The 12103-nt window shown below is 70.9% G+C and carries 11 protein-coding genes; 5 read left to right on the plus strand and 6 right to left on the minus strand.

Annotation, left to right across the window (positions count from 1 at the left end; all coding sequences use genetic code 11):
• The first annotated feature begins 84 nt into the window (after window positions 1–84).
• Window positions 85–972, plus strand: a complete 888-nt coding sequence (locus ACEN8D_RS13850) for an endonuclease domain-containing protein (RefSeq protein WP_413400301.1) — start codon at window positions 85–87, stop codon at window positions 970–972.
• A 269-nt stretch (window positions 973–1241) separates the two neighbouring features.
• On the opposite strand, the gene ACEN8D_RS13855 is transcribed toward ACEN8D_RS13850, so the two are convergent.
• From ACEN8D_RS13855 to ACEN8D_RS13875, 5 genes are all read right to left on the minus strand, one after another.
• Complete coding sequence (locus ACEN8D_RS13855) at window positions 1242–2951, minus strand: sensor histidine kinase (protein ID WP_070417820.1); 1710 nt, start codon at window positions 2949–2951, stop codon at window positions 1242–1244.
• Between the two features lie 81 nt (window positions 2952–3032).
• The gene (locus ACEN8D_RS13860; protein ID WP_017888045.1) at window positions 3033–3728 is read right to left on the minus strand and encodes a response regulator transcription factor; all 696 of its coding nucleotides are present in this window, start codon (window positions 3726–3728) and stop codon (window positions 3033–3035) included.
• Between the two features lie 51 nt (window positions 3729–3779).
• Complete coding sequence (locus tag ACEN8D_RS13865) at window positions 3780–5477, minus strand: DNA repair helicase XPB (protein ID WP_413399388.1); 1698 nt, start codon at window positions 5475–5477, stop codon at window positions 3780–3782.
• A 57-nt stretch (window positions 5478–5534) separates the two neighbouring features.
• Window positions 5535–7295 (minus strand): helicase-associated domain-containing protein, encoded by a 1761-nt coding sequence (locus ACEN8D_RS13870; protein WP_413461496.1) that lies wholly within the window; start codon window positions 7293–7295, stop codon window positions 5535–5537.
• A gap of 28 nt (window positions 7296–7323) precedes the next feature.
• Complete coding sequence (locus tag ACEN8D_RS13875) at window positions 7324–7623, minus strand: hypothetical protein (protein ID WP_413399711.1); 300 nt, start codon at window positions 7621–7623, stop codon at window positions 7324–7326.
• Window positions 7624–7679: 56 nt separating this feature from the next.
• Here ACEN8D_RS13875 and ACEN8D_RS13880 point away from each other — a divergent pair, with 56 nt between their 5' ends.
• Both ACEN8D_RS13880 and ACEN8D_RS13885 read left to right on the plus strand, forming a co-directional pair.
• Entirely contained in the window at window positions 7680–8057 is a 378-nt protein-coding gene (locus ACEN8D_RS13880; protein WP_022906598.1) for a cold-shock protein, read from the plus strand.
• The gene (locus ACEN8D_RS13885) at window positions 8057–8812 is read left to right on the plus strand and encodes a DUF3027 domain-containing protein (RefSeq protein WP_309777045.1); all 756 of its coding nucleotides are present in this window, start codon (window positions 8057–8059) and stop codon (window positions 8810–8812) included. Before ACEN8D_RS13880 ends, ACEN8D_RS13885 begins: the two co-directional genes overlap by 1 nt.
• An 81-nt stretch (window positions 8813–8893) precedes the next feature.
• Here the strand turns inward: ACEN8D_RS13885 and serC are convergent, their stop codons facing one another.
• Complete coding sequence (gene serC, locus ACEN8D_RS13890; protein ID WP_413399712.1) at window positions 8894–10009, minus strand: phosphoserine transaminase; 1116 nt, start codon at window positions 10007–10009, stop codon at window positions 8894–8896.
• 186 nt (window positions 10010–10195) lie between these two features.
• Between serC and ACEN8D_RS13895 the strand changes: the two genes are divergently transcribed.
• Together ACEN8D_RS13895 and ACEN8D_RS13900 are read left to right on the plus strand one after the other, a co-directional pair.
• Window positions 10196–10891, plus strand: coding sequence for an iron-dependent transcriptional repressor DtxR (locus tag ACEN8D_RS13895; protein ID WP_022906596.1), 696 nt, complete (start codon window positions 10196–10198; stop codon window positions 10889–10891).
• A 272-nt stretch (window positions 10892–11163) separates the two neighbouring features.
• Window positions 11164–12099 (plus strand): C40 family peptidase, encoded by a 936-nt coding sequence (locus ACEN8D_RS13900; RefSeq protein ID WP_413461497.1) that lies wholly within the window; start codon window positions 11164–11166, stop codon window positions 12097–12099.
• The last annotated feature ends 4 nt before the right edge of the window (window positions 12100–12103 follow it).

Consider the following 12103-nt stretch of genomic DNA (forward strand, 5'->3'; position numbering starts at 1 on the left):
GCACAGGAGGCGCGGGTCGTCACGTTCTCCACAGTTCTGCTCGAAGGATGGTCGCGGCTCGCACCGCACCGCCACACTCTCGCCATGCCTCGGCCGTCTCCGCTCCCCGACGAACTCGATCCGAACGGCTTCCGGGTCTGCGACGCACTCGCGGCCGGGGTCGACCCGGGTCGACTCCGCCGGCGGGACCTCGCCCGCCCGGTGCACGGCGTCCGGACGACAGCTGCATTGATGTCGCCCGTCGCCGCGCTCGCACTCGTGATGCGCCCAGATCAACACTTCAGTCACACGACCGCTGTCGAGCTCTGGGGTGCTCCGCTCCCGCGACAGTTCGAGGGCAGCCTGCACGTCACGACGATCGGCGCCGGCCCGCTCATGCGTCGGCCCGGTGTCGTCGGACACCGACGTCGATCCGCGGCTGCCGTGGTGCTGCGGGCCGGCGTACGAGTCAGCGGGCCGGAACACGCGTGGCGCGAGTGCGCTGGGCTGCTGAGCGTCCGACAGCTCGTGGCGGTCGGAGACTTCCTCGTCGGATGGCGAGGCCGGACGACGGTCGACGCGCTGGCCGCCACGATCCTTCCCGGGGCGCGCTCGGTCGCGGTTGCACGTGCGGCCGTCGAGCTCATCCGCGTCGGGGCTGAGTCGGCGATGGAGACGTGGCTGCGTCTTGCGGTCGTGGACGCGGGCTTCCCTGAACCGGAGCTCCAGATCGAGGTGTTCGACCGTGCAGGACGGTTCCTGGCGCGGGTGGACATGGGCTGGCCGGAGCTCCGGATCGCGCTGGAGTACGACGGGGACTACCACCGCGAGCGCGCGACGTTCGAACACGATCAGCGCCGGGACAACTCCATGACCGTGGAGGGATGGCTCGTCCTCCACGTGAATCGAGGGGACGTCGACCGTCCTGCGGTCCTCTTCGAGCGGCTTCGTCAGGCGTTCGTTGCGCGATCGTCGGCTCGACCACGGGCATGACCTGGTCGAGGTCGCGCGACCTGCCGCGCGCGGGGCGTCCGGGTCGCACGAACTGCCGCTGGGCCTGTGGGTGGGCGGCAGGTATTGCGACCTCGGCGTGTGCTGGTGGGTTCGTCGTGAGGTCGCGCGACATGCCGCGAGTGGGGCGTCTGGGTCGCACGAACTGCCGCCGGGCCCGTGGGTGGGCGGCAGGTATTGCGACCTCGGGCCAGCGGGCGGGCGGGCGCGGGCGCGCGGACGCCGGCGGGCGGCACGCCCGCCCGCGGGCGTCAAGCGCCGGCGGGGGCGGGGGCGGCGTAGTCGCGGGGGAGCAGGGGGAGCCACACGCGGAAGGTCGCGCCGCCGCCCTCGGTGTCGAACACCTCGACCGACCCGTGGTGCGCCGCGACGATGCCCGAGACGATCGCGAGCCCGAGGCCCGAGCCGCCGGTGTCCCGTGCGCGCGAGGTGTCGGCGCGCCAGAAGCGCTGGAAGATCTTGTCGCGCAGCTGCGGCGGGATGCCCTCGCCGTGGTCGATCACGTCGATGTGCGCCATCCCGCGCTCGTCGTCCACGCCGATGCCGATCTCGATCGGGTCGTCGTGCTCCGTGAAGCGCATGGCGTTGCCCATGAGGTTCGTCACGATCTGGCGGATCTTGTTCTCCTCCGCCAGGACGATCGGCGGCCGCTTCGGCAGCACGACGGTGGGCAGCGGGGTGGTCTCGTCGGTGGGGGCGGCCGTGCCGTCGACACCCATCGCGCGGGTGCGGCGGGCGCGGAGCCGCGCGATCGTCTGGCGCGAGAACGCGATCGGGCCGGTCGTGTTCGCGGACGTCGGCGATGCCGGGGGGCCGTCGCCGGAACCGGGGGCCGAGGCGGGTGCTGACGCCGGACGGACCGCGTGCGGCACGCTCTCGCCGGTCACCGAGTCCTCGACGAGCACCTGGATCTCGCGGTCGGGGTTCGACGCCATCGTGTCGAGCGCGGAGTCACGGGCGATGGCGACGAGGTCGACCGGGCCGAGCTCGAGCGGCTTCGACTCGTCGATGCGGGCGAGCTGCAGCAGGTCCTGCACGAGGAGGCCCATGCGCTGGGCTTCCTTCTCGATGCGCTCCATCGCCTGGGCGACGTCCTCTTCCTTGCGGAGCGCGCCCATCCGGTAGAGCTCGGCGTACCCGCGGAGCGACACGAGGGGCGTGCGGAGCTCGTGGGAGGCGTCCCCGACGAACCGACGCATCTGGTCGATGGTGCGCTGCCGGTCCTCGAACGCGGAGTCGATGCGTTCGAGCATCGAGTTGAGGGACCGGTTCAGTCGACCGACCTCGGTGTTGGGGGTGTCGGCTTCGAGGCGCTGGTTGAAGTCACCGGCGGCGAACCGGGCAGCGGTGTCCTCGACGTCGCGCAGGGGGTCGAAGGTCGCCGTCACGAGGAGCCGCGTGAGCATGGCGCCGAGCAGGATCACCGAGGCACCGAAGCTCAGGAAGATGGCGGTGAATCGCAAGACGGTCTGGTCGGTGTCGGCGCTCGACACCGCGACCAGGACGTACCCGGCCTGCGTCGTGCCGGTCGACTGGTCCTGCAGCGATGCCGGGATGACCTGCGCACGCCACTCGTGGTTGTGCTGGCTGTCGTACAGCGAGAAGCGCGAACTGGTCTGCGCCGCGGAGGAGAAGTCGAGCTCGTGGATGTCGGGGCGGCTCGACGCCGGGGTCTGGCAGATCTGCTTGCCCGCGGAGTCGTACGCGGCGACGTACGCGCTCTGCGAGAGGACGACGGAGAGCTTGCAGTACTGCTCGCCGTCGCTGATGTTCTGACCCTCGAGCTGTTCCGTCGTCTGACGGACGTTGTTGTCCAGCTGGGCCATGAGGTACGTCGACAGCACCGTCATCGTGCCGAGCCCCGCGACGAGCAGTCCGAGCGCCACCAGGAGCACCGTGATCCCGGTGATCTTGGTGCGCAGGGAGATCCCGTCCCACCAGCGGCTCATTCGCGTGTGCATGCTGCCCCAACGATAGACGGCGGCCGCGGGTCGAAACCCGACGGCCGCCGTGAAGACGGACCCAGGAGCCCGTGTGTCCGACTAGGACGCCTTGGACGCCTTGAGCATGTAGCCGAACCCGCGCTTGGTCTGGATGATCGGCTCGGCCGAGTACTGGTCGAGCTTGCGGCGCAGGTAGGAGATGTACGACTCGACGATGCCGGCGTCGCCGTTGAAGTCGTACTCCCACACGTGGTCGAGGATCTGCGCCTTCGACAGCACGCGGTTCGGGTTGAGCATGAGGTAGCGGAGCAGCTTGAACTCGGTCGGGGAGAGCTCGATCTGCGCGTCGCCGATCGTGACCTCGTGCGTGTCCTGGTCCATCGTGAGCTCGCCGGCGCGGATGATCGCGTCTTCCTCGTCGTTCATCGTGCGACGGAGGATCGCCTTGATGCGGGCCACGATCTCGTCGAGGGAGAACGGCTTCGTGACGTAGTCGTCGCCGCCGACGGTGAGGCCGGTGATCTTGTCCTCGGTGTCGTCCTTGGCGGTGAGGAACAGGATCGGGGAGGTGTAGCCCGACGACCGCAGGCGCTTGGTGACGCCGAAGCCGTTCATGTCGGGCAGCATGACGTCGAGGATGATCAGGTCCGGCTCTTCCTCGAGCACGGCGGAGATCGCCTGTGCTCCGTTGCCCACCGCGCGCACGGCGAAGCCGGCGAAACGCAGCGAGGTCGTCAGGAGGTCGCGGATGTTCGGCTCGTCGTCAACGATCAGGATCTTGGGGCCATCGCTCATGGTCCTATCTTCTGACCGTTCCCTAGTGGTTTCCTGAGAGCGGTTGGTGCGTCAGCCCACGACCGCCTGGACCTGGTCGGCGTCGAGGATCGTGTAGGAGTACCCCTGCTCCGCGAGGAACCGCTGCCGGTTCTGCGCGAAGTCCTGGTCGACGGTGTCCCGCGTCACGAGCGTGTAGAACGACGCGGGCAGCCCGTCCTTGTTCGGGCGGAGGAGTCGGCCGAGTCGCTGGGCCTCTTCCTGACGGGATCCGAACGAGCCGGACACCTGGATCGCCACCGTCGCGTCGGGCAGGTCGACCGAGAAGTTCGCGACCTTCGAGACGACGAGCACGTCGATCGACCCCTCGCGGAAGGCCTGGTAGAGCCGCTCCCGCTCGTCGACGGGGGTCGAACCGGTGATCTCGGCGGCGTCCAGGGACTCGGCGAGCGAGTCGAGCTGGTCGATGTACTGCCCGATCACGAGGATCTGCTCGCCGCGGTGCTTCTCGATGAGCTCGCGCACCACCGGGGTCTTCGCCGGCGAGGTCGCCGCGAGCCGGTACCGCTCGTCGTCGCTCGACGCCGCGTACTCGAGGCGGTCCTGGTGCGGCAGGTCGATGCGCACCTCGTAGCAGGCGGCGGGGGAGATGTACCCCTGCGCCTCGATCTCCTTCCACGGGGCGTCGTAGCGCTTCGGCCCGATGAGCGAGAAGACGTCGCCCTCGCGCCCGTCCTCGCGCACGAGGGTCGCCGTGAGCCCGAGTCGCCGCCGGGCCTGGAGGTCGGCGGTGAGCTTGAACACCGGCGCCGGCAGCAGGTGCACCTCGTCGTAGACGATGAGTCCCCAGTCGAGGGCGTCGAGGAGCGACAGGTGCGTGTACTCGCCCTTCCGCCGGGCGGTGAGGATCTGGTACGTCGCGATCGTGACCGGACGGATCTCCTTCACGCTGCCCGAGTACTCGCCGATCTCGTCCTCGGTGAGGGTGGTCCGGCGCAGCAGCTCGGATCGCCACTGCCGGGCGGAGACGGTGTTCGTCACGAGGATGAGCGTCGTCGCCTTGACCGTCGCCATCGCCCCGGCGCCCACGAGCGTCTTGCCGGCACCACAGGGCAGCACGACGACGCCGGAGCCCTGTGCGAAGAACGTGTCGACCGCCTGTTCCTGGTAGGGACGCAGGTGCCAGTCGTCGGTGTCGAGGTCGATCGGGTGCGGCTGGCCGGGCGTGTACCCGGCGAGGTCCTCGGCCGGCCAGCCGAGCTTCACGAGCTCTTGTTTGATCTGCCCGCGTGCCCACGGGAGCAGCTCGACCTCTTCCGGGGAGCGCATGTCGCCCAGCAGCGGCTTGATCCGCTTCGAGCGGATGACCTCGGCGAGGACCGTGGGTTCGGACGCGGTGAGGAGCAGGACCGGCTGGCGCTCGAGCGCTTCGGCCGGGGAGTTCGCGATCGCCGGCGCGTCCGGACGCTCTTCGCGCCGGATGACGAGTCGGCCGTACCGTGCCACGGTGTCCCGGATGTCCACCGTGACGCTCTGCGGGACGGGGAACTTCGCGAAGTGCTTGAGCGTGTGGATCATGCTCTCGGCGTCGTGCCCGGCCGCACGCGCGTTCCACAGGCCGAGCCGGGTGATGCGGTACGTGTGCACGTGTTCCGGCGCGCGTTCGAGCTCGGCGAACACCGCGAGGTCGTGCCGTGCGTCCTCGGCGTCGGGGTGCGCCACCTCGAGGAGCACGGTGCGGTCGCTCTGCACGATCAGCGGTCCGTTCATGACGGATCAGCCTAGGCCGCTCGGCTGCGAACCAGCGCGGATCGGCTCACCTGTGGATCAGGCGTCGCTCTCCACAGCCACCACGAGGGAGAGCGGGAGCGTCCGCTCGACGTCGACGGCCGTGTCGCGTCCCCGCACGCGTCCGGCGGCGACCGAGGTCGGCACGATCGAGAACGGTCGCTCGGAGCCGTCCGGCATGCGCACCGTCAGGCGGATCGGCGTGCGGCCCCGGACGGCCAGGTCGATCTGCCGCCCCAGCCACTCCTGCTCGGGCTCGGCCTCGCCGCGCTCGGTGGTGACGCGGAGCCGTTCCACGAGTGCGTGCGCCGCCTGCTCCGGGTTGCGTCCGGTGGTGCGTCGACGGCCTGGAGGAACGGATCCCGTCGCCGGGCGGGCTGCGGCCGTCAGGACGGCCGGGTAGCGCTGGTCCTCGAGCGCCGTGTGGACGACGTGCGGCGGGTAGCGGGTCAGCAGGGTGGTCAGGTCGCTGCGCTCCCACGCCAGCTGCCGGAGCTCGGCGTCCACCCCGATGAGGTCGAGCTGGTCGGGCGTACCGTGCACGCGGGCCCCGACCCCGTCGGCGCCGACGTCGACCACGATGCTGCCGTCCCGCGAGGACACCTGGTCGACGAGGTAGGAGAGCGGCTGCGGCAGGCCCGTCGCGGACAGCCGTTCCAGCAGCGCGACGACGTCCTGCCGGGTGTGACCGGCCCGGAACGCGCGGCGGAGCGAGTCCTCGGAGATGCGGTACCGGGCGGCGAGGCCCGGTGCCTCGAGCACGGCGACGGTCCGGAGCGCGGCGTCGTCGACCGGCGCGAGCGGCCCCGGCGCGATGACCGTGAGGTCGTGCTGCAGGTACACGGCGTCGACCGTGCGCGGGAGGTCCTCCGCAGCGGGGGCCGGGTCTCCGTCCAGCAGTGCACGGCCGGTGCTCGTCACGCGGCCGTCGACCGTGAGCCCGAGTGCGGCCGCGGTGCCCGCGACGTCGAGCAGCACCGCGTCGAGCCAGCGCGAGCCCGCCGGGTACGCCCACCGGCCGGCCGACACGAGGTCGCGCAGGTCGTCGCCGGCCACGTCGAGCACGCTCCGGACGGCGGGGTCGAGTGCGTCCCGCCATGCCGACACCAGCGTCGACCAGCGGTCCGGCCAGCTCGCGACGAGCCAGGCGTCGCCCGCCGCCGTGGTCGCCCACGTCCCGTTGCCCGTGTCCGTGAACCCGATCCGTTCGAGCAGCGCCAGGCGGCCGGGGACCACGACGGGGTCCGCGCCGGCACGCTCGCCGAGTGTCTTCGCGAGCGGGGTGCCGATGCCGCCCTTCACGAGCTCGCGCACCGCGCCCTCGGACACCGCCCGGAGGAGTTCGGCGAGCACGGTCATCGTCGCGAAGGCGTGCTCCGCGCCGGTCGTCCGGGCGCGCTCGTCGTCGCCCGTCTCGTCAACCGGAGCGACGGGGCGGGGGTGATCCGCGCCTCCTAGGAGACCGGCGATCTCGTCGTGGGCGGCCAGCCGGGCCGACACCGCGTCGTCGACGCCGCCGTCCTCGTCCGCCAGGCCGAGCGCGACCGCCGGGGCGAGGTCGTCGGCGGAGCCCGCGCCGTCACGCAGCGCGAGCAGCGTCCGACGGGGCAGGTGCTCGATCGCGGCGTCGACCGCGTCGTCGGTGCGGAGCGCCTCGGCGAGGTCGAAGAAGTCCGAGATGCGCAGCGGGCCGGTCTCGGCGAGGACCGCCGCGGGGAGCCGGCGCGCCACGACGAGCCGTTCGAGGGCGTCGTCCGGCATCGCCCGGAGCCGGGCGGCGAGGTCTGCGGTGGTCGTCATCGTCCGCCGCGCTCGTCCGCCGCGGTCCTCAGCGCGCCGTCCGGTTCGCTCGGGCCCGACGGGTCCAGGTGATCCCGAGGAGGGTGAACACGAGCACCATGCCGATCGGGAAGCCGATCAGCGGGATCGCCATGATCACGGGCCAGGGCATCGATCCCTGGGCGCTGGGGACGGTCAGCCACATCACGATCATGGCGGCCATGCAGAGGAAGGCGGCGATGAAGATCCCGCCGACCATGAACGCGAGGGCGCGTTCGGTACGATTGAACGTCACCGGGGGCTCCGCGGAGCCCTGCGTGTTCCCGGTGGACCGGGTCGGGTTGGCCATCGACCCAGGATATCCGACGCACCACGGCCGTTCCACGATCACGAGGAGACCGACGAATGCCCACCGGCAAGGTCAAGTTCTACGACGACCAGAAGGGGTTCGGGTTCATCACCGGCGACGACGGCGAACCCGTCTTCCTGCACGCGTCCTCGCTCCCGGACGGCGTCACGTCGGTGAAGGCCGGTTCGCGGCTCGAGTACGGCGTCGTCCAGGGGAAGAAGGGGTCGCAGGCGCTGTCCGTGCGACTCCTCGATCCGCAGCCGTCCCTCGCGAAGATGTCGCGACGATCGGCGGACGACATGGCCGTGATCGTCGAGGACCTCGTGAAGGAGCTCGACCGGATCAGCGGGGACTTCCGGCACGGCCGGTACCCGAAGAACGGCACCCGAATCGCTGCGATCCTGCGGCACGTCGCTGACCAGTTGGACGCGTGATGACCGATACCTCCCCTGTTGCTCCTGCCCCCTCCGAGGACCTCACCGCGCTCGCCCGCACGGCGCTGCTCGAGGTGACCCCCGAGTCGACCGTCGGCGCGTTCGCCGGGACCGTCGACGAGGGCGACGGCGTCGTCTCGGTGCTGTTCGCCAACCGCATGGCCGGGTACCCCGGCTGGCGCTGGACCGTCTCGATCGCCCAGGTGTCCGGTGACGAGCCGACCGTGCTCGAGGTCGAGCTCATGCCTGGTGACGGCTCGCTGCTGGCGCCCGACTGGGTGCCGTGGTCCGAGCGCCTCGCCGAGTACCGGGCCGGCCAGGACACCGACGGTGCCGAGGGCGAGCACGACGACGAGTCCGACGAGGACGACGACGAGGACTTCGACGGCGACGAGGACGACGCGGACGAGGACGCCGACTACGACGACTCGGACGACGACGAGTCCGACGACGACGAAGCGGACGACGAGGACGACTTCGACGCCGACGAGGACGACCTCGACGAGCCGGACGACGACGACATCGACGGTGTGGACGTCGACGAGCTGGACGGGTCCGAGGACGACACCGACGACGCGGATACCGACGACGCGGACACCGACGACGCCGACCAGCAGGTCGCACCGGCCGAGCCGGCCGAGCCGGCCCGGGGCCGCCGTCGCACCCAGCGGGTGCGCCCGGTCGACCCAGACGCCGACCTCGAGGTCGACCGGCTGGACGCCGGCGAGGTCGACCCGGAGCACCACCGCGCCTGACGGGCGACCGACCGGTCCCCGGACGGACAGGAGGCGCGGTGCCAGCTGGCACCGCGCCTCCTGTCATGAGGACGAACCGCGTCAGCGCAGGGCGTTCACCGTGAAGTCGATCGCCTGCACGAGCTTCGCGACGTCGTCCGGGTCGATCGCCGTGAAGGTCGCGATGCGGAGCTGGTTGCGGCCGAGCTTCCGGTACGGCTCCGTGTCGACGATCCCGTTCTGGCGCAGCGTCGCGGCGACGGCCTTGGCGTCGATCGAGTCGTCGAGGTCGATCGTGGCGACGACCTGCGACCGGGCTGCGGGGTCGGTCACGAACGGCGTCGCGTAGTCGACCGACTCCGCCCAGTCGTAGAGCGTCGACGACGAGGTCTTCGTGCGGGTGTCGGCCCAGGCGAGCCCGCCGGACTCGTTGATCCAGCGAATCTGGTCGTCGAGCAGGATCAGGGTCGCGAGCGCCGGGGTGTTCAGCGTCTGGTTCAACCGCGAGTTGTCGACGGCGTTCTTGAGCGAGAGGAACTCGGGGATGTACCGGCCGCTCGCGGCGATGCGCTCGACACGCTCGATCGCCGCGGGGGAGAACAGCGCGAGCCAGAGGCCACCGTCCGAGGCGAAGTTCTTCTGCGGGGCGAAGTAGTAGACGTCCGTCGCGCTGACGTCGAACGCGGCACCACCGGCGGCGCTCGTGGCGTCGACGACGGTGAGGGCGCCGGCGTCACCGTCGGCGCGGACGACCGGCGCCATGACACCCGTCGAGGTCTCGTTGTGCGGGTAGGCGTAGACGTCCACGCCCTCGACGATCTCGAGCGGGGCGAGGGATCCGCCGGGGGCCTCGACGACGTGCGGCGCCTCGAGCCAGGGGGCGCCGGCGGCCTTGGCGAACTTCGAGCCGAACTCGCCGAAGGACAGGTTCTCGGCCCGGCGCTCGATGAGCCCGAACGCGGCGGCGTCCCAGAACGCGGTCGAGCCGCCGTTGCCGAGGACCACCTCGTAGCCCTCTGGGAGGTCGAACAGGTCGCCGAGGCCGGCGCGGACGCTGCCCACGAGGTCCTTGACGGGCTTCTGACGGTGGGACGTGCCGAGGATCGTCGCGCCGCGGGTCACGAGGGACTCGAGCTGCGCGCCACGGATCTTGGACGGTCCGCAGCCGAATCGGCCATCGGTCGGGAGGAGTTCGGCGGGGATGACGATGTCTGCCATGCACCGATCCTAACGAGCGGTATCCCAGCGCGAGTGACCGTGTACCGGCCGGACGGGGCGGGCCGACGCCGCGCCTCCTGGCCGCATCGCGCACGGACTTTCTTGCACCTTGCAAGTGTTGGTCATTCCATGTCGCCTCGAACAAGTAGGGTGGGGCGCGCTGGGCCCAGACATGAGAGGCGGACCGTGACCGATCTCGTCGACACCACGGAGATGTACCTTCGCACCATCCTCGACCTCGAGGAAGAGGCGATCGTGCCGCTGCGCGCCCGCATCTCGGAGCGTCTCGGCCACTCGGGTCCCACCGTCTCGCAGACCATCGCCCGCATGGAGCGCGACGGCCTCGTCGTCGTCTCGGGCGACCGGCACCTCGAACTCACCGACGAAGGACGCTCGCGCGCGACGCACGTGATGCGCAAGCACCGGCTCGCCGAGCGCCTGCTCTCCGATGTCATCGGTCTCGACTGGGCGTTCGTCCACGACGAGGCATGCCGCTGGGAGCACGTGATGAGCGAGCAGGTCGAGGTCCGTCTGCTCGAGATGCTCGGCAACCCGACCGAGTCGCCGTACGGAAACCCGATCCCGGGCCTCGCCGAGATCGGCGGCCCGGCCGCCCCCGGCTTCCTCGACGGCGTGCAGAACATCGTCGCCGCGACCGAGGGCACCGACGCCGTCGCGACCGGGGTCATCCGCCGCCTGGGCGAGCCCGTGCAGTTCGAACCGGAGCTCCTCCACCAGCTGCGGTCCGCCGGTGTCATGCCCGGCCGGGTGGCGAGCGTACAGCGCGCAGGGGCCTACGTCGCCGTGCGTGTCGACGGTGAGGACGCGGGCATCGAGCTCCCGACCGAGGTCGCGCAGCACGTCTACATCGAGCGCTCCTGACCCGTCTGCCCCCGAAACTGGGGCGAGGCGTGTTTCTGCGGCCTGATCAGGGCTTCTTTACCAATTCGTTACAAAGCGGCGGTTTCATCTCGACAAGGTAACGGTCGGCACGTACACTCGACGAGTCCGCCGGCCACCCACGAGGCCCAGGACCCGTGACAGGACGTCTCGAACCCGTCTCCTGTCTCGATCGGAAACGATGACGAACGGATGGGGTTGCACGGTCGGCGATCACCCCCGCTGGCAGTGGTGACGAGACGCCGGAGACACCCTTGACGCAGACCGGTTCCGCCGCGGACGGCCAGACGCCCGCGAACCCGACGAACACCGCGAACGCCACCGACGCCCCCCTCTCGCGCCGAGCAGCCCGCGCCGTCACCCCGGTGCGCGACGCTCCGCTCCCCGGCGGCCGTCGTGCCGCCCAGGCCGCGCGTACCGCCGCCTCCACCAAGGCGAGCTCGTCGGCCCGCAAGCGCCGCTTCCTCGCGCCGGTCGTCCTGACCGTGGCCGCGGGCATGTTCGGCACCGTCGCGGTCGCCCCGGCGTTCGCCGCGACGCAGCAGTCGACCGGGACGGACGCCGCGACCGCGCAGCGCCAGGTCCGCACGACCGAGGCCCAGAACTTCTCCGTCTCCGACGCGGTCGCCCTCGCCGGCACGAGCCGTGACGGCTACGGTGCGACGGCGCAGTCCACCCTCGACGCCGAGGCAGCGCAGAAGGCCGCCGACGCCGCGGCGAAGCAGGCGTCCGAGCAGGCCGCGGCCACCCAGGCCGCCCGCGCGCAGACCGCCTCGCAGTACGCGTCGTACACGGGGCCGAGCGCCTCCGACTACGTCGCCTCGTCGACCGCCGCGAACACCCCGTTCTCGCTGCCGGCCGTGGTCGCCACCGCCAAGCAGTACATCGGCACCCCGTACGTCTTCGGCGGCGCGGACCCGTCGGGCTTCGACTGCTCGGGCTACGTCATGTTCGTGTACGCGCAGTACGGCATCAACCTCGCGCACTCCGTGCCGCTGCAGGACCAGGCCGGCACCACGATCCCCGAGTCCGAGGCGCAGCCGGGTGACGTCGTCATCTTCAACAACGAGGCGCACGACGGCTTCTACATGGGCAACGGCATGATCATGGACGCGCCGAAGCCCGGTGGCTCCGTGTCGATCCGCCCGATCTGGACCAGCGACTACCACATCGTCCGCTTCGGCATCTGACTCC

The organism is Curtobacterium sp. Curtsp22, from assembly GCF_059492135.1.